The sequence below is a fragment of the Croceibacterium aestuarii genome (genome assembly GCF_030657335.1).
GTDB lineage: Bacteria > Pseudomonadota > Alphaproteobacteria > Sphingomonadales > Sphingomonadaceae > Croceibacterium_B > Croceibacterium_B aestuarii.
The window spans coordinates 2,418,175-2,439,397 of sequence record NZ_CP131039.1; the positions used below are offsets into that span (position 1 = coordinate 2,418,175).

Annotated in this window: 22 protein-coding genes; 1 reads left to right on the forward strand and 21 read right to left on the reverse strand. The window is 64.5% G+C overall.

Translation table 11 applies throughout. The annotated features are described in order from the left end of the window. Positions 1-45 precede the first annotated feature (45 nt). Complete coding sequence (locus Q7I88_RS11980) at positions 46-2,592, forward strand: coiled-coil domain-containing protein (RefSeq protein ID WP_305096148.1); 2,547 nt, start codon at positions 46-48, stop codon at positions 2,590-2,592. Here Q7I88_RS11980 and Q7I88_RS11985 read toward each other — a convergent pair. The 21 genes from Q7I88_RS11985 to Q7I88_RS12085 all read right to left on the reverse strand — a co-directional run bounded on the left by Q7I88_RS11985 (position 2,589) and on the right by Q7I88_RS12085 (position 21,219). Then, a complete protein-coding gene (locus tag Q7I88_RS11985; protein ID WP_305096149.1) occupies positions 2,589-2,879 on the reverse strand; it encodes a DUF1467 family protein in 291 nt (96 codons plus the stop codon). The genes Q7I88_RS11980 and Q7I88_RS11985 overlap by 4 nt on opposite strands. Then, complete coding sequence (locus tag Q7I88_RS11990; RefSeq protein WP_305096150.1) at positions 2,879-4,531, reverse strand: ribonuclease J; 1,653 nt, start codon at positions 4,529-4,531, stop codon at positions 2,879-2,881. Before Q7I88_RS11990 ends, Q7I88_RS11985 begins: the two co-directional genes overlap by 1 nt. Continuing rightward, positions 4,528-5,304, reverse strand: coding sequence for a type III pantothenate kinase (locus Q7I88_RS11995; RefSeq protein ID WP_305096151.1), 777 nt, complete (start codon positions 5,302-5,304; stop codon positions 4,528-4,530). Before Q7I88_RS11995 ends, Q7I88_RS11990 begins: the two co-directional genes overlap by 4 nt. 3 nt (positions 5,305-5,307) lie before the next feature. After that, positions 5,308-6,021, reverse strand: coding sequence for a biotin--[acetyl-CoA-carboxylase] ligase (locus tag Q7I88_RS12000; RefSeq protein WP_305096152.1), 714 nt, complete (start codon positions 6,019-6,021; stop codon positions 5,308-5,310). Continuing rightward, positions 6,018-7,481: an NADH-quinone oxidoreductase subunit NuoN gene (gene nuoN / locus Q7I88_RS12005; protein ID WP_305096153.1), complete on the reverse strand. Its 1,464-nt coding sequence runs from the start codon at positions 7,479-7,481 to the stop codon at positions 6,018-6,020. Before nuoN ends, Q7I88_RS12000 begins: the two co-directional genes overlap by 4 nt. Continuing rightward, positions 7,481-9,013, reverse strand: a complete 1,533-nt coding sequence (locus tag Q7I88_RS12010; protein ID WP_305096154.1) for an NADH-quinone oxidoreductase subunit M — start codon at positions 9,011-9,013, stop codon at positions 7,481-7,483. Before Q7I88_RS12010 ends, nuoN begins: the two co-directional genes overlap by 1 nt. Then, positions 9,010-11,073, reverse strand: a complete 2,064-nt coding sequence (gene nuoL / locus Q7I88_RS12015; protein ID WP_305096155.1) for an NADH-quinone oxidoreductase subunit L — start codon at positions 11,071-11,073, stop codon at positions 9,010-9,012. Before nuoL ends, Q7I88_RS12010 begins: the two co-directional genes overlap by 4 nt. A gap of 103 nt (positions 11,074-11,176) precedes the next feature. Continuing rightward, on the reverse strand, positions 11,177-11,482 hold the full coding sequence (nuoK, locus tag Q7I88_RS12020) for an NADH-quinone oxidoreductase subunit NuoK (RefSeq protein WP_305096156.1): 306 nt from the start codon (positions 11,480-11,482) through the stop codon (positions 11,177-11,179). Next, positions 11,479-12,096: an NADH-quinone oxidoreductase subunit J gene (locus Q7I88_RS12025; RefSeq protein ID WP_305096157.1), complete on the reverse strand. Its 618-nt coding sequence runs from the start codon at positions 12,094-12,096 to the stop codon at positions 11,479-11,481. Before Q7I88_RS12025 ends, nuoK begins: the two co-directional genes overlap by 4 nt. Before the next feature lie 15 nt (positions 12,097-12,111). Continuing rightward, positions 12,112-12,597 (reverse strand): NADH-quinone oxidoreductase subunit NuoI, encoded by a 486-nt coding sequence (gene nuoI, locus Q7I88_RS12030; RefSeq protein ID WP_305096158.1) that lies wholly within the window; start codon positions 12,595-12,597, stop codon positions 12,112-12,114. Next, positions 12,594-13,637, reverse strand: coding sequence for an NADH-quinone oxidoreductase subunit NuoH (gene nuoH / locus Q7I88_RS12035; protein WP_305096159.1), 1,044 nt, complete (start codon positions 13,635-13,637; stop codon positions 12,594-12,596). The genes nuoI and nuoH overlap by 4 nt, the downstream gene beginning before the upstream one ends. After that, positions 13,634-15,640, reverse strand: coding sequence for an NADH-quinone oxidoreductase subunit NuoG (gene nuoG, locus Q7I88_RS12040; protein ID WP_305096160.1), 2,007 nt, complete (start codon positions 15,638-15,640; stop codon positions 13,634-13,636). The genes nuoH and nuoG overlap by 4 nt, the downstream gene beginning before the upstream one ends. A 117-nt stretch (positions 15,641-15,757) precedes the next feature. Continuing rightward, positions 15,758-16,009 carry a hypothetical protein gene (locus tag Q7I88_RS12045; RefSeq protein ID WP_305096161.1) on the reverse strand — a complete coding sequence of 84 codons (252 nt, stop codon included), beginning with the start codon at positions 16,007-16,009 and terminating at the stop codon, positions 15,758-15,760. A 49-nt stretch (positions 16,010-16,058) separates the two neighbouring features. Beyond that, entirely contained in the window at positions 16,059-17,354 is a 1,296-nt protein-coding gene (gene nuoF / locus Q7I88_RS12050; protein WP_305096162.1) for an NADH-quinone oxidoreductase subunit NuoF, read from the reverse strand. Further along, positions 17,351-17,491, reverse strand: a complete 141-nt coding sequence (locus tag Q7I88_RS12055) for a hypothetical protein (RefSeq protein ID WP_305096163.1) — start codon at positions 17,489-17,491, stop codon at positions 17,351-17,353. The genes nuoF and Q7I88_RS12055 overlap by 4 nt, the downstream gene beginning before the upstream one ends. Beyond that, complete coding sequence (locus Q7I88_RS12060; protein WP_305096164.1) at positions 17,488-17,646, reverse strand: hypothetical protein; 159 nt, start codon at positions 17,644-17,646, stop codon at positions 17,488-17,490. Before Q7I88_RS12060 ends, Q7I88_RS12055 begins: the two co-directional genes overlap by 4 nt. Beyond that, the gene (locus Q7I88_RS12065; RefSeq protein WP_305096165.1) at positions 17,643-18,314 is read right to left on the reverse strand and encodes a complex I 24 kDa subunit family protein; all 672 of its coding nucleotides are present in this window, start codon (positions 18,312-18,314) and stop codon (positions 17,643-17,645) included. Before Q7I88_RS12065 ends, Q7I88_RS12060 begins: the two co-directional genes overlap by 4 nt. Continuing rightward, positions 18,307-18,498, reverse strand: a complete 192-nt coding sequence (locus tag Q7I88_RS12070) for a hypothetical protein (RefSeq protein WP_305096166.1) — start codon at positions 18,496-18,498, stop codon at positions 18,307-18,309. The genes Q7I88_RS12065 and Q7I88_RS12070 overlap by 8 nt, the downstream gene beginning before the upstream one ends. Then, positions 18,495-19,709 carry an NADH-quinone oxidoreductase subunit D gene (locus Q7I88_RS12075; RefSeq protein ID WP_305096167.1) on the reverse strand — a complete coding sequence of 405 codons (1,215 nt, stop codon included), beginning with the start codon at positions 19,707-19,709 and terminating at the stop codon, positions 18,495-18,497. The genes Q7I88_RS12070 and Q7I88_RS12075 overlap by 4 nt, the downstream gene beginning before the upstream one ends. Continuing rightward, complete coding sequence (locus Q7I88_RS12080) at positions 19,709-20,245, reverse strand: hypothetical protein (protein ID WP_305096168.1); 537 nt, start codon at positions 20,243-20,245, stop codon at positions 19,709-19,711. Before Q7I88_RS12080 ends, Q7I88_RS12075 begins: the two co-directional genes overlap by 1 nt. Further along, positions 20,245-21,219 carry an NADH-quinone oxidoreductase subunit C gene (locus tag Q7I88_RS12085; protein ID WP_305096169.1) on the reverse strand — a complete coding sequence of 325 codons (975 nt, stop codon included), beginning with the start codon at positions 21,217-21,219 and terminating at the stop codon, positions 20,245-20,247. Before Q7I88_RS12085 ends, Q7I88_RS12080 begins: the two co-directional genes overlap by 1 nt. Positions 21,220-21,223 lie beyond the last annotated feature (4 nt).

Sequence of the window (21,223 nt, forward strand, 5' to 3'; positions counted from 1 at the left end):
TTAATGAAGGGTTTTTTGCGGACGGGCCTGTGATATCCTCTGCGAATGTCTCGACGGGAAAACTTGGTTGCGGTGGGCTCCGAGCCTGACACTGCACAGAGCACGGAATCGTCCGAAGCGATTGATTCTTCAGCAGCAGAGATCGACGTCGAAGAGGTCGCGTGGGACGAGGAAGCGCCGCGGCGCCACCTCGACTGGATCGTGCCGACGCTTGCCGTCATGGCGGCACTCGTCTGGAGCGGCTTTTTCGGCTGGGTCTACAGAGACGAAATGCTCGCCGGCGCCACTCCCGAGCAGTGGAGCAATTGGGTTGTCGCCTGGACAGTCCCGATCCTGCTCATCGTATCGCTATGGCTGCTCGCCATGCGCCATTCGCGGCGCGAGGCGTCGCGTTTCTCCGACACGGCCCGCTCGTTGTCGCTTGAAAGTGCGCGGCTCGAGGAACGGCTGTCGGTCGTCAACCGCGAACTCAGCCTGGCTCGCGAGTTCCTGGCCGCGCAATCACGCGATCTCGAAGCGCTCGGCCGCATGGCCGGCGAGCGGATTTCCAAACACGCCGGGCGTCTGCAGGAACTGATTGTCGATAACTCGCAGCAGGTCGAGACGATCGGCAGGGTTAGCGAGACGGCGCGCGACAACATGGAACGTCTGCGCAGCGACCTTCCGGTCATTTCGAACTCGGCCCGCGATGTCAGCAACCAGATCGGGCACGCGGGAGATGTCGCTCATGGCCACGTGCAGTCGCTGGTCGATGGCTTCAACCGGCTCAATCAGTTCGGCGAAGCGAGCGAGAGGCAAATCACTTCGCTCCGCGAACGTATCGACGACGCGCTAGGGCACTTCGAAACCCAGCTGAGCCAGCTCGAGAAAATCGCCACAGAGCGGTTCACGGTGTTGGGTCAGCAGAGCGAGGAGTTCCGAGCCAGACTCGACGGCCGGGAAGTCGAAGCGCTCGCGTCCTTGCGCCGCCAGGCCTCCGCGCTCGACGAGGAGCTGACCGCACGGGGGAGCGAAATCCAGGACCGCACCGAGAGGGAAATTGCCGCGCTGCGCGAACGCGTTGCGCTGGCAGACGACGAAGGCCGCGCGCTGCTCGACCGAATGCGCGCCGGGCAGGACGAGGCCGCGGAGAAATGGTCTGCCGCGATCGCAGACTTCAAAGACCGGCTGAAGCAAGCAATCGACGACATATCGCGGATCGACGCTGCCGCGCTCGACCAGGCGCGGCGTCGGCTCCACGCTTTGAGCGACGAGGCGGAGAGGGTCGACACGGCCATGAACGATCGTGTCGCGGCGTTCGAACAAGCCCTCGCAGGCCGCCGAGAGGAAGCACAAGCGCGCGAAACCGATGCCATCATTGCGCTCGAAAACCGCCTCGCGTCGCTCGACGAGCACGTTCGCGAGCGACAGGAAGAGCATCTCGCGCATGTCGCCGGGCTGGCGGAGCGCGGCGAGGCCATGTCGGCGCTACTGGGCGAACTGGGGCGCAAGATGGCCAGCATCGCCGAGCAAGGCAACCAAGCCGGCGGAACCTTGCAAGAGGCCACGGTCAACCTCGCTCTCAGCCTCGCCGAATCGCGCGAGGAACTGGTTCGCAACAGCGACCTCATTGCCCGGCTTACCGATGAAAGCGTGCGCCTGCTCGAACTCGTCAGGGCCGGCTCCGAACATGCCCAGCGCGATCTGCCGCGTGCCCTGGCCGATGCCACGAACGAACTGGACGGGTTCCAAAAGCGCGTCAGCGATGCGCGCGATGTCATTGGCGAGGCCGTCGGCCGGGGCGAGGCGCTTGCTGCGCATGCCGCCGCGGCGCGACGCGAGGGGGACGGGGCGCTCGATCAGTTCGCTGCGCTCGATGCACAAATTGCCAAGGCTGCCGAAACGCACGCCGAGCGGCTCGCCGAACTGGAGGCTTCGCTCGCGGCGATTGCCGAAAAGTCGGAGGCGATTGCCGAGCGCGCCCGCGGAACGCTCGGCGAAGCGCTCGAAGGCATGACCGAACGCTTTGCCGAGGACAGCGCGGTGTCGATCGAGCGTGCGCTGCGCGAGCACGCCGACAGCGCCATCGAAGACCTGCAGGAAAGCGCGCGCAAGGCAAGCGAAGCGAGCCGCGACGCTGCGATGCAACTGCGCGATCAGCTTTCGGCGGTCAACGAACTCGCCGGCAATCTGGAACATCGCGTCGCCTATGCGCGGCAACGCGCCGAGGAACAGGTCGACAACGACTTCGCCCGCCGCATGGCTCTCATCACCGAGAGCCTCCATTCGAGCGCGATCGACATATCGAAGGCGTTCGACACCGAGGTGACCGACACCGCCTGGGCAAGCTACCTGCGCGGCGACCGCGGAATATTTACCCGCCGTGCGGTGCGCCTGCTCGAAACGCAGGATGCGCGAGAGATCAGCGAGATCTACGGCGAGGACGGGGAATTTCGGGAAACGGTCAACCGTTACATCCACGATTTCGAGGCGATGCTGCGCAGCGTCCTGTCCACGCGCGACGGCCACGCGCTGGGGGTGACGCTGCTGTCGTCCGACCCGGGCAAGCTCTATGTCGCGCTCGCCCAGGCGATCGAACGCCTGCGCGGCTAGTTATCCGACACGGAGCCCGAGATCATCGGCGAAATGAAGTCGAGGTCGTCTGCCTCTATCCAGCCGAACGTGTAATTGGCGACGAACAGCGCGGTCAGCAACGCGGAGAGGATCGTCGCGCGGATCGCCACCTTGCCCGGCCTGAAATTGGCCGGTGCGCTGTCGGCCTGCCCCGCGGTCTTGTCCTTGCCCAGTTCGTCGTGCGTGCGAATTCCGAGCGGCAGCATGATGAACGCGCTCAGGACCCAGACCAGGCCATAGATGGCAATAATCGAGGTCCACTGCATCAGTCGTCGCCCACCAGGATCACACGCGTCTGCGGCTTCTTGCCCGACCAGCGCTGCGCGGCGCGGCGCGCGGCGAGGCGGGCAGCCTCCATGATCGCCGCCCGATCTCGCGACCTGGCGCTCTTGAGGCGCTTGAGCGCATCGACGATATCCTCCTGCGCCTCCTCGACGAAAGCGTCGTAGTCCTCGTCGAGAGGCAACCCGTAACCTTCGACCTGCGGGCGGCCCGCCGCATCGATCACGACGAGCAACATTCCGTCACGCGCCAGACGCCGGCGCAAGGTCACCGCTTCGCCGTCGGCGGGGGCGATGATATCACCGTCGAGCACGAGCCGCCCGGCGCGAACTTGCGCGAGGCGCGACGGCGTGCCGGGCGCAAGGCGTACGACGTCGCCGTTTTTCTGAAACACGCAGTGCTCGATACCGTTCGCCCGGCCGAGCCGCACCTGCTCCTGCATATGGCGTATTTCTCCGTGAACAGGGACCAGGATATTGGGCCGCAGCCAGCCGTAGAGCGCTTCGAGTTCGGGCCGGCCGGGATGGCCCGAGACGTGGATTTCGCTCTGCCGGTCGGTGATCATGACGATCCCGCGCTCGGCAAGGCGGTTTTGGATTCTTCCGATGGCAATCTCGTTGCCGGGAATCTGGCGGCTGGAGAAAAGCACGACGTCGCCCGACGTCAGGCCGACCTGGTGATTGTCTTCGGCGATTCGGGCTAGCGCCGCGCGGGGCTCGCCCTGCCCGCCGGTGCCGAGAATCAACACTTCGCCGCGCGGCAGGCCCATCGCCGTGACGAAATCGATCAGCGGGGGGAAATGCTGCAGGTACCCGTTGTCCTTGGCGACCTCGATGATGCGGTCGAGCGAGCGCCCGGCGACGCACAGCTGGCGCCCGGTTTCCTCGGCCACGTGGCCCAGAGTCTGCAGCCGCGCGACATTGGAAGCGAAGGTCGTTACCAGCACCCGTTTGCCGCGATGCTTCTTCACTTCCTCCAGCAATCCGCGGTAGACCGCCCCCTCGCTACCGGATGCCGCGGAATTGAAAACATTGGTCGAATCGCAGACCAGCGCGAGCACTCCCCCGTCGCCGATGTCCGTCAGTTCCTCCTCGGTTGCCGGCTCGCCGATCAGCGGTTCCTCGTCGAGCTTCCAGTCGCCGGTGTGGAACACCCGGCCAAAGGGCGTCTCGATCAGCAGCGCGTTGCCCTCGGCAATCGAGTGAGCGAGCGGGATGTAGGTTATCTCGAACGGACCGAGTTGGATCGATCCATGGTCTTCCTCGATGATGTTGATCTCGATCTTGCCGGCGATGCCCGCCTCTTCGAGTTTGCGCCGCACCAGCTCGGCGGTGAACGGGGTGGCATAAAGCGGCACCCCCAATTCCTCGGCGAAGTAGGGCACCGAGCCGATGTGATCCTCGTGCGCGTGGGTCAGCACCACGCCCAGCAGATCCGCGCTGCGCTCCTCGATGAAGTCGAGGTCGGCGAAGACGAGGTCGATGCCGGGATATTCATCGCCGCTGAAGGTCATGCCGAGATCGACCATCAGCCATTTGCCGCGGCAACCGTAGAGATTGACGTTCATCCCGATCTCGCCGGAGCCACCGAGCGCCAGGAACAGCAATTCGTCTTCGGGTGTGAAATCCTTCTTCACGACATCTCCATGCGTTCGGCGAGTATTGCGAGGCCTTCGAGCGTCAGATCGGCATCGACGTGGTCGAAAATCTCGGTGTGCTCGTCGAACAGGATAGCCATGCCGCCGGTCGCGACGACCTTTGCCGGTCGGCCGATCTCCGCGCGGATACGGGCTATCAGGCCCTCCATCATCGCCACGTATCCCCAGTATACGCCGATGTGCATCTGATCCTCGGTGTTGCGTCCGATCACGCTTGCGTTGCCGGTTGGCGCTTCGATGGCGATGCGCGGAAGCTTGGCGGTGTTGTTGACGAGCGCATCGAGCGAAAGGTTGATGCCCGGTGCGATGATCCCCCCCTTGTAGGCGCCGTTGAAGTCGACGACATCGAAGGTCGTCGCAGTGCCGAAATCGACCACGATCAGATCGTCGCCGTATTTCTCATGCGCGGCGATGGCGTTCACAGCGCGGTCGGCGCCCAGAGTGGCCGGTTCCTCGACGTCGATCTCGATTCCCCAGCCCCTTTCGCCCGCAAACACCGCCGTGACGCCGAAATACTTGCCTGCCAGGACTTCGAGGTTGTGCCGGGTGCGCGGCACAACCGAGGATACGATCATCCCGGTCACGGCCGCCCGCTCGATCCCTTCGATGGCCATGAGCTGCAGCAACCACACCGCGTATTCGTCGCCGGTCCGGCGCGGATCGGTGGTGATCCGCCAGCGGGTGCGGATATCGCGCCCCTCGAGCACCGCGAAAACCACGTTGGTGTTGCCGACATCGACGGCGAGCAGCATGGTCTATCCTTCCAGCGAGACGTCGCCGGCGTGGATAGGCCGGATGGTGCCGTCTTCCAAGCGCAGCCGCAGCGCGCCGTCGGGTTCGAGGCCGTCGAAGATGCCTGACACGGTTGCTCCGGCGGCGTCGTGGACGGTCAAGCGCGTGCCGGGCCGATGTGCTGCCGCCCGCCAGCGGTTGAGCAGCGGCTCGAGCCCGAACTGGCGCCAGCGGCCCAGTTCGAGATCGAAATTCGCGGCAAGACGGATGGCAAAATCGTCGCGCGACGGGGCGGGACCGACATCGGCCAGCGAGAAGGTCATCGCTCCGTCGATCTGCGGCGCCGAGACCAGGTTTGCGCCGATCCCGACAACTGCGCTGTCACCCACGCGCTCGAGCAAGAGGCCGCACAGCTTGGCGCCGCGCAGCAGCACGTCGTTTGGCCACTTGAGCATCAGATCCTGCGGCTTGGCAATCAGCGCCACGATTGTCTCGTAAACCGCCAAGGCGGCGACGAACGAAAGCCCTGACGCAGCGGGGTCCTGTGCAGCCAGATGGACGACCGTCGAGCCCATGAAGTTGCCCTCACCGTCCTGCCACATGCGCCCCCGCCGCCCGCGCCCGCCGGTCTGGCGGTCGGCGATCAGCCAGTCACCTTCGGAAATGCGCTCGCCGGCGGCGAGCCGGGCGACGAGGTCGGCGTTGGTCGAACCTGTTTCGGGAACGGTATGAATCAAGCGGCGTGGAACAGCGCGGCAGCAGCGCCATTCGCCAGACCGTCAAGCCACACGGTCAGCAAGTAGCCAAGTGGCGAAATCGCCAAGGAACTGATTGCCAGCAGGGTCCAGTGCGCCCAGTCGCTCTTGCCGGTGACAGTCCCGGCGGGTTCATCGAAGTACATGATCTTGACGATCTTGATGTAGTAGAATGCACCAATCACGCTGGCGGCGATACCGAGAGCGGCAAGCGGCACGAGGTCGGCCTGCACAGCGGCCTGGAAAACCACGAACTTGCCCCAGAAGCCGAACAGCGGCGGGATGCCCGCTAGGCTGAACATGAGCATAGCGAGGCACAGCGCCAGCAGCGGACGGGTGCGCGAGAGGCCGGCGAGGTCGGCAATGGCCTCGACAAAGTTGCCTCCGTCGTCCTTGAGCATCAGCACCGCGACGAAGCTGCCGACGGTCATCGCAACGTAGATCGCGAGGTAGACCAGCATCGCGCTGGCTCCCGCCGGCGTGGCCGCAGCGAGGCCAATCAGGATGAAGCCGACGTTGTTGATCGAGGAATAGGCGAGCAGCCGCTTGATATTGCCCTGCCCGATCGCACCCAGCGCGCCGACGACGATCGAGGCAAGCGCGGCGAAAATGACGATCTGCTGCCAGGCGAGCCACTGCGGACCAAAGGCATCGAGCGCGACCCGGGCGGAAAGGGCGATCGCGGCCACCTTGGGGGCGCTGGCGAAGAACGCGGTGACGGGGGTCGGCGCGCCTTCGTAAACGTCGGGCGTCCACATGTGGAACGGCACCGCGCTGATCTTGAAGGCGAGGCCGGCGAGCACGAAGGTGATGCCGAACAGCGCCCCGGTGGTCATGCCGCCGTCCAGTGCGGCCCGGATGCCGTCGAAGCTGGTGGTGCCGGTGAAGCCGTAGGTCAGGCTCATGCCGAACAGCAGGATGCCCGAGGCCAGCGCGCCGAGGACGAAGTACTTGAGGCCCGCCTCGGCGGAACGTTCGTCGGTGCGCAGGAATGCAGCAAGAACGTAAGCGGCGAGGCTATTGAGCTCGAGCCCGACGTAAAGCGTGAGGAGATCGGTCGCGGAGACCATGATGCCCATGCCGAGCGCTGCAAACAGCACGAGAACCGGATATTCCGCGCGCATCATGTTGAAGCGCTCGAAGAATGCCGGGGCGATGACCAGCGCGGCGCCAGCCGCGGCGTAGATCATCAGCTTGGCGAGGCCCGCGAAGGCATCGGCCGTAAACTGTCCGCCGAACGCGACCGTGTCGGGGCCGAGCGCGCCGCCGCAGACCGCAGGAGCGACGAGGAAGAACGCGCCGCCAAGTGCGACGCACGAAAGGATCGAGATCAGCCGGCTGGCCTTGTCCCCGACCCAGGCGGCGAACAACAGGAGCGCCAGCCCGCTCAACGAGAGCAGGATTTCGGGCGCGATCAATCCGAGCGAGTTGTGGAAGTCCATCAGTGGGCTCCCTCGTGCGCCGCGGTCTCGGTGGCGGATGCCGGCTTACCGATCTTGAGCAGCGAATCCCCTGCAGGTTTCACGCGGGCGAGACGCGCGTCGAGCGCGGCGATGTCCTGGCGCATGGGGGCGAGGAAACTCTCCGGATAGACGCCCATCCACAGGACGCCGGCGGCTATGGGGCCGAGCATCAGCCATTCCCGCAGGTTGAGGTCGGGCATGGCGGCGGCATCGGCGTTCCTTTGTTCACCGAATGCCACGCGGCGGTAGAGATAGAGCATGTAGGCAGCGCCAAGAATGATGCCTGTGGCGCAGATCGCGGTGACCCAGGTGTTGGCCTGGTAGATACCGGCGAGACTGAGGAACTCGGCGACGAAGCCGCTGGTTCCCGGCAAGCCGATGCTGGCCATCGTGAACAGCATGAAGAACAGCGCGTACTTGGGCATGTTGATTGAAAGCCCGCCGTACCGCGCTATCTCGCGGGTGTGCAGGCGGTCGTAGATCACGCCCACGCAGAGGAACAATGCGCCCGACACCAGGCCGTGGCTCAGCATCATGATCATCGCGCCTTCAAGGCCCTGCACGTTGAACGCGAACAGACCGACGGTGACGATCGCCATGTGCGCGACCGAGGAATAGGCAATCAGCTTCTTCATGTCGTGCTGGACGAGCGCAATGAGGCTGGTGAGGACGACGGCGGCCATGCTCAGGCCCCAGATCAGCCAGACGAACTGCAGGCTCGCCTCGGGAAACATCGGCAAGCTGAAGCGGATGAAGCCATACCCGCCCATCTTGAGCAACACGCCGGCCAGGATGACCGAACCTGCTGTCGGCGCCTGCACGTGCGCGTCGGGCAGCCAGGTGTGGAAGGGCCACATCGGCATCTTGACCGCGAAACTGGCGAAAAATGCCAGCCACAGCCACGTCTGCGCCTGCGGTGGGAAGTCATAGGCCATCAGCGTCGGGATGTCGGTGGTGCCGGCATTGTTGACCATCCACAGCATGGCGATCAGCATCAGCACCGAGCCGAGCAGCGTGTAGAGGAAGAACTTGTAACTGGCGTAAATCCGGTTGTCCCCGCCCCACACGCCGATGATTAGATACATCGGGATCAGGCCGGCTTCGAAGAAGATGTAGAACAAGTACAGGTCCTGCGCCGCGAACACGCCGATCATCAGCGTTTCCATGAACAGGAACGCGGCCATGTACTCACCCACGCGCCTGGTGATCGAATCCCAGCTCGCGCCGATGCAGATCGGCATGAGAAATACCGACAGCACGATCAGCATCAGGGCGATACCATCGATGCCCAATGCATACTGGAAGCCGGCAAAGATCGGGGCGCGTTCGCTGAACTGCCACTGCGCGCCGCCTACGTCGTAATTGGCCCAGAGCAGGATGCCGAGCGCGAGATTGACCAGCGTAGCGACGAGCGCGATCGTGCGCGCCGCCTTCGCTTCGGCGAACAGACAGGCCAGCGCGCCGAGCAGCGGCACGAGGAGCATGACGGAAAGGATCGGGAAGCCGCTCACTGCGCCATCACCCACGTCACTGCGGCAACGAGGCCGACGAGCATAATCAGCGCGTAACTGGTCAGGTATCCGGACTGGAAGCGCTTGGCGACGATCGCGCCCTTCTCGACCACCCAAGCCGCGCCGTTGGGGCCGAAGCGGTCGATGATGCCGACGTCACCCTTCTGCCAGAAGACCCGGCCGAGCCAAAACGCCGGCTTGACGAAGACGACGTTGTAGAGCTCGTCGAAGTACCACTTGTTGTAGAGGAATCTGTAGACCGGGCCGAGCTGGGTCGCGACCTTGTTCGGGATCGAGGTATCGCGGATGTAGGCGAGGAACGCCGTTGCGAACCCAAGCAGCATGACGATCGTCGCCGCCCACTTCGCCAGTTCGGGAATTTCGTGCATCGCGTGGATCAGGTGCTCGTTGTAGGCGATTGCGCCGTTCCAGAAGGTTTCGCCCTCGATGAACGGATCGTAGAACACGAATCCGGCAAAGATGGCGCCCAGCGACAGCACGCCGAGCGGCACCAACATGGTCCACGGGCTCTCGTGCGGATGATATCCGGCGGTGCCATCGTCTTCTTCGGTGGAAGGCACGTGGTGCGGATCGCCCATGTCGGAGCTTTCCTGACGCGGCGGATTGGCGTGTTCGGGATCGTCGTGGCCGTGATGCACCGCGTGCTGAATGTGCTCGCTGTCGGCCCAGCGCGGCTTGCCCCAGAAGGTCAGGAACATGAGACGCCAGGAATAGAAGCTGGTCAGCAAAGCGGCGATCACGCCCATCCAGAAGGCGAAGGTGCCCATCTGCGTGCCCGAAGCGAATGCGGCTTCGATGATGGCGTCCTTGGAGTAGAACCCGGCAAAGCCGAAAATGCCCGCAATGCCCACCCCGGTGATCGCCAGCGTGCCCGCCAGCATGCCGTAGAAGGTCAGCGGGATCTGCTTTCTGAGGCCGCCGTAATAGCGCATGTCCTGCTCGTGGTGCATCGCGTGGATGACCGAGCCCGCGCCGAGGAACAGCAGCGCCTTGAAGAAGGCGTGGGTGAAGAGATGGAACATCGCCGCGCCGTAGGCGCCGACGCCGGCGGCGAAGAACATGTAGCCGAGCTGCGAACAGGTCGAATAGGCGATGACCCGCTTGATGTCCCACTGCGTGGTGCCGATCGTGGCGGCGAAGAAGCAGGTCGCGGCGCCGATGAAAGTGACGAAGGTCAGCGCGCTCGGCGCGGCCTCGAACATCGGCGAGAGGCGGCAGACCATGAACACACCCGCCGTGACCATCGTCGCGGCGTGGATCAGCGCGGAGACCGGGGTTGGACCTTCCATCGCGTCGGGAAGCCAGGTGTGCAGCCCGAGCTGGGCCGACTTGCCCATCGCGCCGATGAACAGCAGCAGGCACAGCACGGTCATGGTGTCGGCCCGCATCCCGAGAAAGCCGATCGTGCTCGCCCCCTTCATCGCCGGGGCGGCGGCGAGGATTTCAGGAATCGAGGTCGTCTGGAACACGAGGTAGGTGCCGAAGATGCCGAGCATGAAGCCGAGGTCACCGACGCGGTTGACCACGAAGGCCTTGATCGCCGCGGCGTTGGCGCTCGGCTTGCGAAACCAGAACCCGATCAGAAGGTAGCTGGCGAGGCCGACGCCTTCCCAACCGAAGAACATCTGCACGAGGTTGTCCGCGGTCACCAACATCAGCATCGCGAAGGTGAACAGGCTGAGGTAGGCGAAGAACCGCGGCTGGTCCGGGTCCTCATCCATATAGCCCCAGCTATAGAGGTGGACGAGCGCGGAAACGGTGGTGATGACCACCAGCATGACAGCGGTCAGCGTGTCGACGCGCAGGGCCCAGTCGAAGCTGAGCGTGCCCGAATGGACCCACTGGAGGACAGGCGTGACAGTCGCCGGAACGTTACCGCCGAGGTGCTCGATGAAGATCGGCCAGCTCAGCGCGCACGACAGGAACAGGCCGCCGGTGGTGATGAGCTTGACCGGTACGTTGCCGAGCCCGCGATTGCCCAGACCGCCGACGATGGCAGCCAGCAGGGGCGCGAAAACGATGATCAGGATCGGGTTCATATCGCGCGCCCCCGTTCGTCCTGAGCTTGTCGAAGGACGTTGGCCTGGCGCGAGCGTGCTTCGACAAGCTCAGCACGAGCGGGTGTTGGGATGACCAAGGTGCTCATCCCTTCATCCGGTTGACGTCGTCGACGGCGATCGTGCCGCGGTCGCGGAAGTAGATGACGAGAATCGCCAGCCCTATGGCCGCCTCTCCGGCCGCCACGGTCAGCACGAACATCGCGAAGATCTGCCCGGTAAGGTCCTGCAGGAAGGCGCTGAAGGCGACGAGGTTGAGGTTCACCGCCAGCAGGATCAGCTCGATCGCCATCAGGACGACGATGATGTTCTTGCGGTTGATGAAGATGCCGAGGACGCCGAGCACGAACAGGATCGAGCTGACGACGACGTAGTGTTCGATGCCGATCACAATTCGATCCCCCGTCCTACTTCGGGATTGGTGTTGACCACAGCCTCTTCGGGGCGGCGGCGGACCTGGGCCGAAATGTCCTGCGGCCGCTGCATCTTGCGTCCGCGATAGGTGAGCGCGATCGCCCCGACCATCGCCACCAGCAGGATCACGCCCGCCGTTTCGAACAGGAACAGGTACTTGCCGTAGAGCAGGGCTCCGATGCTTTCGATGTTGCTTGCGCCGGGGAGCGGAGCCGAAGTCCCGTCAGGTGTACCGAGGTTGAGCGCGCCGACGCGGTAGGCACCTGCCCCGAGCACCAGTTCGGCCAGCAGCACAAGCGCAACGAGGATGCCGAGCGGGAAGTTCTTGACGAAGCCGGAGCGCAGTTCGGCGAAGTCGATGTCGAGCATCATCACCACGAACAGGAACAGCACCGCGACCGCGCCGACGTAGACGATGACCAGCAGCATGGCGATGAACTCGGCGCCGACCAGCACCATCAGGCCGGCCGCGTTGAAGAACGCCAGGATCAGCCAAAGCACCGAATGCACCGGGTTGCGCGAAGTGATCACCAGCACCGCGCTGGCGACGACCATGAAGGCGAAAAGGTAGAAGGCGATGGCGTGGATCATCGGGTCGCGCGCCGCCTAGCGATAGGGCGCATCGGCTTCAAGGTTCGCGGCGATGGCCCGCTCCCACTTGTCCCCGTTGGCCAGCAGTTTCGCCTTGTCGTAGAGCAGTTCCTCGCGCGTCTCCGTCGAATATTCCAGGTTCGGCCCCTCGACGATGGCATCGACCGGGCAAGCCTCCTGGCAGAAGCCGCAATAGATGCACTTGGTCATGTCGATGTCGTAGCGCGTCGTGCGGCGGCTGCCGTCTACGCGCGGTTCGCTCTCGATAGTGATCGCCTGCGCCGGGCACACCGCCTCGCACAGCTTGCAGGCGATGCAACGCTCCTCGCCGTTGGGATAGCGGCGCAGCGCATGCTCCCCGCGAAAGCGCGGGCTGAGCGGGTTCTTCTCGAACGGGTAATTGATCGTCGCTTTGGGCTTGAAGAAGTACTTGAGCGTGAGGGCATGCGCCTTCACGAACTCCCACAGCGTGAACGCCTTGATGGTTTGGCCGATGCTCATCCGAAATGTCCTGTGGCCATGAGCCAGCCCGATACGAGCACCACGAAGAGCAGGCTGACCGGCAGGAAGACCTTCCAGCCGAGCCGCATCAGCTGGTCGTAGCGGTAGCGCGGCACGGTCGCCTTGACCCACGAGAAGATGAAGAAGAACGCGAAAATCTTGATGAAGAGCCAGATCCAGCCCGGAAGCCAGTAGAGCGGCGCCCAGTCGAGCGGAGGCAGCCAGCCGCCGAAGAAAAGGATCGCGTTGAGCGCGCACATCAACAGGACGTTGGCGTACTCCCCGAGCCAGAAGAGCGCGAAGCTCATGCTCGAATATTCGGTCTGGTAGCCTGCGACCAGTTCGCTCTCCGCCTCGGTCAGGTCGAACGGAGCGCGCTGCGTTTCCGCAAGCGACGAGATCAGGAACATGACCCACATCGGGAAAAGCAGCAGGTTGAAAGCGAAGGCGTTGACGATGCCGAGCCCGTGTCCGCGTTGCGCCTCGACGATGGCATTGAGGTTGAAGCTGCCGGCCCACAGCACCACGCAGATGAGGATGAAGCCGATCGAGACTTCATAGGAAATCATCTGGGCAGCCGCGCGCATGGAACTGAAAAACGGATATTTGGAGTTCGACGCCCAGCCCGAAACCACCACGCCGTAGACACCCAGCGAGCTGATCGCGAGCACGTAGAGCAAGCCGACGTTGATGTCGGCCAGCACGGCGCCGGAATTGAACGGAATAACCGCCCAGGCCATCAGGGCTACGGTAAAGGTGATGATGGGCGCAAGCAGGAACAATCCCTTGTTCGCCGCGCTCGGAACGATGGTTTCCTGCAGGAACACCTTGAGACCGTCGGCAAAGCTCTGCAGCAGTCCGAAAGGACCGACCACGTTCGGACCGCGCCGCAGCGCCATCGCCGCCCAGACCTTGCGGTCGACGTAGATGATCATCGCCACCGCCAGCATCAGGGGCAACGCGATCAGCAGAATGCCGGCAATCGTGGCGACGAACCACGCCCAGTCGTAGGGCAGCCACTGGTTGAAGAAAGCGGTCATTCCGCCGCCTCCGCGAACGTCTCGCCGTGGAGCAGCTCGGCCGAACAGCGCTGCATCGTCGTGCTCGCGCGGGCGATCGGGTTGGTCAGGTAGAAGTCCTTGATCGGATAACCGATCTTGCCCGAACCGCCGTTCTTGCCTTTCGGCAGCTCGGTGCCGTAGTCGGCAAGACCCTCGACGCCGAGCGCCGGCACCTCGGCGATCATCGCTGCGCGCAGTTCGTCGAAGCTGTCGAAGCCGACCGAAACGCCCAGCGCATCGGCCAGCGCGCGCAGAATCGTCCAGTCCTCCCGCGCATCGCCGGGCGCGAAGACGGCCTTGTCCGCGAACTGCACCCTGCCCTCGGTCGAAACGTACGTCCCGGCCTTTTCCGTATAGGCCGAGGCCGGGAGGATGACGTCGGCGACGTGGGCGCCCTTATCGCCGTGGTGGCCGATATAGACCTTCACCGCGCCCTCGAACTGGCTGTAATCCGCCTCGTCCGCGCCGAGCGCGAGCACGACCTTGGGCTTGGCCGCCACGAGGTCCTTGATCCCGGCCTTCTGCGCGAAACCGAGCATCAGCGCACCCATGCGGGCGGCGGAGAAGTGCATGACATTGAAGCCGTTCCAGCCCTCACGCACCAGGTTCCACTCGGCTGCCAGCGCCAGCGCCGGATCGAGCGCGCCGGCAACGATGCCGCCCCCGCCGAGGATGATCGCCGGCTTTTCGGCCTTGCTCATCGCCTCGGCCACGTGGTCCGGCAGGTCGCCGAGCACCGAGACGTCGTCTCCAAGGAACTCGGCCGGGAATGTCGTCTCCCAGTGCGGGCCGACGATGAAAACCTTGGCCCCGCGTTTGACCGCCTTGCGCAGCCGCACGTTCACGAGCGGCGCTTCCCAGCGGACGTGGCTGCCGACGATCAGGACGGCATCGGCTTCCTCGATGCCGGCGAAGGTCGAATTGAAGTTCATCGCCGCGAGGTTGTCGGTCGGATAGTCCATCCCGGTCTGACGGCTTTCGATCAGCGACGAGCCGCAGGCCTTGAGCAGCGCCTTGGCGGCGAACATGGTCTCGCAATCGAGCAGGTCGCCGGCGATCGCGGCGATGTCCTTGCCGGGCCTGGCCGCAGCGATTCGGCCGAAAGCCTCGCTCCAGCTCGCCTGTTCGAGCTTGCCAGTCTTGCCCCGAACCCAGACCTTGTCGAGTCGGCGACGGGTGAGACCGTCGACCTGATAGCGCGCCTTGTCGCTGATCCATTCCTCGTTCACGTCGTCGTTGATCCGCGGCAGCACCCGCATAACCTCGCGCCCACGGCTGTCGATGCGGATGTTCGAGCCCATCGCGTCGGATACGTCTATGCCCCAGGTCTTTTTGAGCTCCCACGGCCGCGCTTCGTAAGCATAGGGACGGCTCGTCAGCGCGCCCACCGGACACAGATCGATCACGTTGGCCGAGAGCTCATGTTCGGCGGCATGCTCGAGGTAAGTGGTGATCTGCATGTTCTCGCCGCGATAGAGCGCGCCGATCTCGTCCACGCCGGCGATTTCTTCCGAGAACCGCACGCAACGGGTGCAGTGAATGCAGCGCGTCATGATCGTCTTGATCAGCGGGCCCATGTACTTCTCGGTCACCGCGCGCTTGTTCTCGTGATAGCGCGAGGCGCCGCGGCCATACATCAGGCTCTGGTCTTGCAGGTCGCACTCCCCGCCCTGGTCGCAGATCGGGCAATCGAGCGGATGGTTGATGAGCAGGAACTCCATCACCCCCTCGCGTGCGGTCTTGACCATTTCGCTGTCGGTGCGGATTTCCTGCCCCTCGGCGGCGGGCAGCGCGCAACTCGCCTGCGGCTTGGGCGGTCCCGGCTTCACCTCGACGAGGCACATCCGGCAATTGCCGGCGATGCTCAGGCGTTCGTGGTAACAGAACCGCGGGATTTCCTTGCCGGCAAGCTCGCAGGCCTGAAGCACCGTGGCGCCGTTTGGTACCTCGATTTCCTGGCCGTCGACCGTGACTTTGGGCATGCTCGATCCGATTGATTCCGCGGGGCTGCGGGGTGCCCTTAGAACGCTGCGGCCTACGCGTCCATGCCCGCAAGGCGCGTATTTCAGCAAAATTTCCGCAATTGAGCGCCGCGAGGCTCAGGACTTGTCCGAATCGCCGTTGCTGCGGGTCCAGTGATAGAGCGTCTCTGCCAGATAGCTGCGGTGGATAAGGCCGGCCAGCTTGCTGTCGACCTCGATCTCGCCGCAAGCCTCTGTTTCCTTGGCAAGCTGCTCGCGCAACTTCTCTTCGTCGGCCGAATCAGGTGCCGCGTCGACAACCTTTCGCGCGAGCCCAGGAGCCAGCAGAACTTCGCACTGGGTGTGCTTGGACAAAGCACGAGCAACCACGTCACTTTCCTCGTCGGCGCTGGGCGTGACCTCGCATATCGCAGAGCGACTACTCCGCCGCTTGCGCGAACTCGCCTTGCCGTTCGGAAATGCGCCGTTCGAGCTCCGGCCGGAAGTGCTTGAGCAGTCCCTGGATCGGCCAGGCCGCGGCATCGCCGAGGGCGCAGATGGTGTGGCCCTCGACCTGCTTGGTCACCTGATAGAGCATGTCGATCTCTTCGAGCGAGCTGTCGCCGACGCGTAGGCGCTCCATCACGCGCCACATCCACCCGGTGCCTTCGCGGCACGGGGTGCACTGGCCGCAGGATTCGTGCTTGTAGAAGGCGCTGATGCGGCTGATCGCGCGGACGATGTCGGTCGACTTGTCCATGACGATGACCGCCGCGGTGCCGAGGCCCGAGCCGACTTCCTTCAGCCCGTCGAAGTCCATCGGGCAGTCCATGATCTGCTCCGCCGGGACCAGCGGGACCGAGGAGCCGCCTGGGATCACCGCCAGCAGGTTGTCCCACCCTCCGGTGATGCCGCCGCAATGCTTCTCGATCAGCTCGCGGAACGGGATGCTCATCGCCTCTTCGACAACGCACGGCTTGTCGACATGGCCGGAGATCTGGAACAGCTTGGTGCCCTTGTTGCCCTCGCGCCCGAAGCTGGCGAACCAGCTGGCGCCGCGGCGCAGGATGGTCGGGACGACGGCGATCGATTCGACGTTGTTGACCGTGGTCGGGCAACCATAGAGGCCGGCGCCGGCCGGAAACGGCGGCTTGAGGCGCGGCTGGCCCTTCTTGCCTTCGAGACTTTCGATCATCGCGGTTTCCTCACCGCAGATGTATGCGCCCGCCCCGCGGTGGACGAAGACGTCGAAGTCGTAACCCGAGCCGGCCGCGTTCTTGCCCAGCAGTCCCGCGTCGTAAGCCTCGGCCACGGCCTTGCGCAGGGTCTCGGTCTCGCGAATGTATTCGCCGCGCACGTAGATGTATGCGGCGCGCGCGCGCATCGCATAGCCGGCGACCAGCGCGCCTTCGATCAGCTTGTGCGGATCGTGGCGCAGGATCTCGCGGTCCTTGCAGGAACCGGGTTCGGATTCGTCGGCGTTGATGACCAGGAAGCTCGGCCGGCCGTCCTTGCTCTCCTTGGGCATGAAAGACCACTTCATGCCGGTCGGGAAGCCCGCCCCGCCGCGCCCGCGCAGGCCGCTGGCCTTGATCTCGTCGATGATCGCGTCCTGCCCGACGGCCATCAGCGTCTTGGTGTCGTCCCAGTCGCCGCGATGTTCGGCCGCCTTCAAGCCCCAGTCCTGGAAGCCGTAGAGGTTGGTAAAGATGCGGTCCTTGTCGGCGAGGCTCATGCCAGAGCTCCCTGCGATAGTAGGTAGGCGGCGATGACGACGACGGCGAGGATGGCGCCGATCTTGAGCAGGCCGGTCAGCACCTTCCAGGCGATGAAGACCAGGACCAGCGCGATGACGATGGTGGCGATGCTCATCGTTTCGTGTCCTTGCGCATCTTCGCGCCCCAAACGACTGCGGCGCCGCCGAATGCCGCCAGTACGGCAGTAAGCACGAACTGATGCTCGGCCGCCGAATAGAGGCCCCAGCCGATCAGCAGCAGGCCGAGCGCGATAAGGATCGGGCCGTTCATGCCCACTCATCCCGGTAATCGTGGTTTTCGGTGACCATGTCCTTGAGCGTGGTCGGTCCGCCGAGCGGTTCGCTGGTGTGGCGGCCGGGTTCCTGCGTGCCTTCCTTCGGCGTCTCGCCACGAGCGAGCGCGTCGAGGATCGCGTCCATCCGCTCGGGCGTCAGGTCCTCGTAATTGGCATCGTTGATCTGCACCATCGGCGCGGTTGCGCAGTTGCCCATGCATTCGACCTCGGTGAAGGTCCACAGTCCATCCTCGGTCGTGTGACCCGGCTTCATCCCGCGCTTGAAGCAGGTGGCGATGATCTCGTCCGAACCGCGCAGCATGCACGGCGTGGTGCCGCAGACCTGCACGTGGAAGCGCCCGACCGGCGCCAGGTTGTACATGGTATAGAACGTCGCGACCTCGAGCACGCGGATCACCGGCATGTCGAGCTCGCGCGCGACGAATTCGATCACCGGGATCGGCAGCCAGCCCTGCGTGTTCGTTTCCGCCCCGACCTGACGCTGGGCGAGGTCGAGAAACGGCATGACCGCAGAGCGCTGCCGTCCTTCGGGATAGCGCTTGACGATCTCGCTCGCCTTCGACGCGTTCTCTTCGGTCCAGGCGAAGTTGCCCCAGCGCTCGCGCAGCTCGGACGTGTCGGGGTGGGGTGCTCGTTCAGCCATGCCGGCGCTTCCTGATCTGGTCGCCCGCGAAAAGCGCCAGTTCGAAGCCGGCTACCGCCGCGGCCACCATTGGCAGATAGTCCGAGCCGGACCATCCAAGGACGATCTGAGCGAAGGCCAGCGCCACCACCGCAAGTCCGGTCAGCATCGCGCAGATGCGCAACTGCTCGAGATCGTCCCTCACCGGTCGCACTCCCCGAACACCACGTCGATCGCGCCGAGGATGGCGGTTGCGTCGGGCAGCATGTGGCCCTTGGACATAAAGTCCATCGCCTGCAGGTGGCTGAAGGCGGTCGGGCGGATCTTGCAGCGGTAGGGTTTGTTGCTGCCGTCGCTGACCAGGTAGACGCCGAATTCGCCCTTGGGACTTTCGGTGGCGACGTAGACCTCGCCCGCGGGGACGTGGAAGCCCTCTGTATAGAGTTTGAAGTGGTGGATCAGCGCTTCCATCGACTGCTTCATTTCGCCGCGCTTGGGCGGGACAACCTTGCGGTCGTCGCTGGCGATCGGGCCTTCGGGCATTTCGGCGAGACACTGCTTCATGATGCGCGCGGACTGGCGCACTTCCTCGACGCGGACCATGAAACGATCGTAGCAATCCGAGTTGGTGCCGACGGGCACGTCGAAGTCCATCCGGTCGTAGACGTCGTAGGGCTGGCTCTTGCGCAGGTCCCATGGCAGGCCCGCGGCGCGGATCATCGGGCCTGAAAAGCCCCAGGCGACTGCGTCGTCCTTGCTCACCACGGCAATATCGACGTTGCGCTGCTTGAAGATGCGGTTGTCGGCGACCAGGCTGATGGCGTCCTCGAACAGCTGGAACAGCCGGTTGTCGATCCAGTCGGCGATATCGGTCAGCAGCTTGAGCGGCACGTCCTCGTGCACCCCGCCCGGGCGGAACCAGGCCATGTGCATGCGCGCGCCCGAAGCGCGTTCGAAGAAGTTGAGGCAATCCTCGCGAATTTCGAACAGCCACAGGTTGGGCGTCATCGCGCCGACGTCCATCACATGGCTGCCGAGATTGAGCATGTGGTTGCAGATGCGGGTCAGCTCGGCGAACAGCACGCGCAAGTACTGCGCCCGCAGCGGAACCTCTAGGTTGAGCAACTTCTCGATGGCGAGGACGTAGCTGTGCTCCATGCACAGCGGGCTGCAGTAATCGAGCCGGTCGAAGTAAGGCAGCGCCTGGAGGTACGTCTTGTACTCGATCAGCTTCTCGGTGCCGCGGTGGAGCAGGCCGATATGCGGATCGATCCGCTCGATGATCTCGCCGTCGAGCTCCATGACCATGCGGAGCACGCCGTGCGCCGCCGGATGCTGCGGCCCGAAGTTGATCGTGTAGTTGGTGATCACCTCGTCGCCGGTCGTCGGCGATTGTTCGATCGTCAGTCCGCCCATCAGCTGCACACCCACTGGCCGTTCACGGCCTTTGAAACTCCATCTGCACCCTGCGCAGTCAGCACGGCATCGCGAAACGATCTGCCCGCCTTGGGCGCCACCGTTACCATGACGCCGTCACCGACATAGGTCGCTCCGCCTTGCACTGCGGGAAGACCGCCGCTGCCTAGCGTGAGAAGGTAGAGCTTGCCTCCCAACCGAACGACCGCCTTGCCCGGAGCCGAGGGATCGGCCGGAGCGCCGGCGAGCAACATCTCGTTGCCGCCGGCCTGGAAGGTGCAACCGCCGTCGCGCGGGCCGAGGTCGGTAGCCGAAATATCGCCAAGCTTCTCCAGCTTGGTCACATCGACGCCGGCGGGAGGCGCAGCATCGGCCGCAGCGGTCTCCGCCGGCAGGCTGGCATCGGTTCCGGCCGCGCCCGATTGTGCGCCGCCGACGCGAGCAGCGAAATCGTCGGCCGTCTCACCGTCATCCTGCGACGAGCAAGCCGCCAGCGCAAGCGGCAGCGCGGCGAGGAGAATCAGGCTGCGCGCCATCACGACTTGCCCTTCTTCGTTTCGGTGGACGGCTTGGTGTCCCGGCCGCTGGCCTTGCGCGGCTTGCGCGCGGGGCGATCTTCGGTCGGGTCCGGGGCGTCGGGGGCGTCGACGCCGGTATTGATCGGGGCGGGATCCGCATCGCCCTGCCCCGCCGGAGAGCCGGAGCTCTTCTTCGCCGGAGCACGCCGCTTCGCGGCCTTCTTGTCGGTCTTGGCGCCGGCGCCGGTCTGCGCGGGGCTCTCGGTCGTCTTCGGAACGCTCGTTCCAGGTCCCCCGCGCGTTTCCGGGGCCTTGGTGTCGACCTTGCCGCTCGGTTCCTCGACTTTCTGCGGGTTGGGCGAAGGCACGGGTTCGGCCGCTTTCTCGTCGCCGGGAAGCACGTAGTCGGCGCCCTCCCACGGGCTCATGAAATCGAAGCTGCGGAAATCCTGCGCCAGTTCGACAGGCTCATAGACCACCCTGCGCTCCTCCTCGGAGTAGCGCAGCTCCTGGTATCCGGTCAGCGGGAAGTCCTTGCGCTGCGGGTGACCTTCGAAGCCGTAGTCGGTGAGGATGCGGCGCAGGTCGGTGTTGCCGTCGAACAGCACCCCGTACATGTCGAACACCTCGCGCTCGAGCCAGCCGGCGTTGGGCCACAGCCTCGTGACGGTTGGCACCGGGGTATCCTCGGCGGCGCGGACCTTGACCATGATGCGATGGTTCTTGGTTAGGCTGAGCAGGATGTAGACGACCTCGAAGCGCTCTTCCCGCTCCGGGTAGTCGACCCCGGCAATATCCATTAGCTGCTGGTAGGCGTGCTCGTCGCGCAGCGTACGCAGGGCATCCTCGATGCCCTCGCGGCTTACGCCGATTACGATCTCGCCGTGCTCTTCCTTACTGGCGAGCACGTTCTTGCCGAGCGCCTTCACCAGCGCATCGCGCACGCCTTCGTTCGAAGAAATCTTCGGGGCGGGATGCAGGACGGCGGCCATCTTA

Excerpts from the sequence above, each read along its gene's own strand:
- Q7I88_RS11995 (WP_305096151.1), bottom strand. The coding sequence starts at position 5,304 with ATGCTGCTCGCCGTCGATGTCGGCAACACCAACGTGGTTTTCGCGGTG.
- Q7I88_RS12075 (WP_305096167.1), bottom strand. The coding sequence starts at position 19,709 with ATGGGCGGACTGACGATCGAACAATCGCCGACGACCGGCGACGAGGTG.
- nuoG (WP_305096160.1), bottom strand. The coding sequence starts at position 15,640 with ATGCCCAAAGTCACGGTCGACGGCCAGGAAATCGAGGTACCAAACGGC.
- Q7I88_RS12060 (WP_305096164.1), bottom strand. The coding sequence starts at position 17,646 with ATGAACGGCCCGATCCTTATCGCGCTCGGCCTGCTGCTGATCGGCTGG.
- Q7I88_RS12025 (WP_305096157.1), bottom strand. The coding sequence starts at position 12,096 with ATGATCCACGCCATCGCCTTCTACCTTTTCGCCTTCATGGTCGTCGCC.
- nuoF (WP_305096162.1), bottom strand. The coding sequence starts at position 17,354 with ATGAGCCTCGCCGACAAGGACCGCATCTTTACCAACCTCTACGGCTTC.
- Q7I88_RS12055 (WP_305096163.1), bottom strand. The coding sequence starts at position 17,491 with ATGAGCATCGCCACCATCGTCATCGCGCTGGTCCTGGTCTTCATCGCC.
- Q7I88_RS11980 (WP_305096148.1), top strand. The coding sequence starts at position 46 with ATGTCTCGACGGGAAAACTTGGTTGCGGTGGGCTCCGAGCCTGACACT.
- Q7I88_RS12085 (WP_305096169.1), bottom strand. The coding sequence starts at position 21,219 with ATGGCCGCCGTCCTGCATCCCGCCCCGAAGATTTCTTCGAACGAAGGC.
- Q7I88_RS11985 (WP_305096149.1), bottom strand. The coding sequence starts at position 2,879 with ATGCAGTGGACCTCGATTATTGCCATCTATGGCCTGGTCTGGGTCCTG.
- nuoN (WP_305096153.1), bottom strand. The coding sequence starts at position 7,481 with ATGGACTTCCACAACTCGCTCGGATTGATCGCGCCCGAAATCCTGCTC.
- nuoL (WP_305096155.1), bottom strand. The coding sequence starts at position 11,073 with ATGAACCCGATCCTGATCATCGTTTTCGCGCCCCTGCTGGCTGCCATC.
- Q7I88_RS12080 (WP_305096168.1), bottom strand. The coding sequence starts at position 20,245 with ATGGCGCGCAGCCTGATTCTCCTCGCCGCGCTGCCGCTTGCGCTGGCG.
- Q7I88_RS12065 (WP_305096165.1), bottom strand. The coding sequence starts at position 18,314 with ATGGCTGAACGAGCACCCCACCCCGACACGTCCGAGCTGCGCGAGCGC.
- nuoI (WP_305096158.1), bottom strand. The coding sequence starts at position 12,597 with ATGAGCATCGGCCAAACCATCAAGGCGTTCACGCTGTGGGAGTTCGTG.
- nuoH (WP_305096159.1), bottom strand. The coding sequence starts at position 13,637 with ATGACCGCTTTCTTCAACCAGTGGCTGCCCTACGACTGGGCGTGGTTC.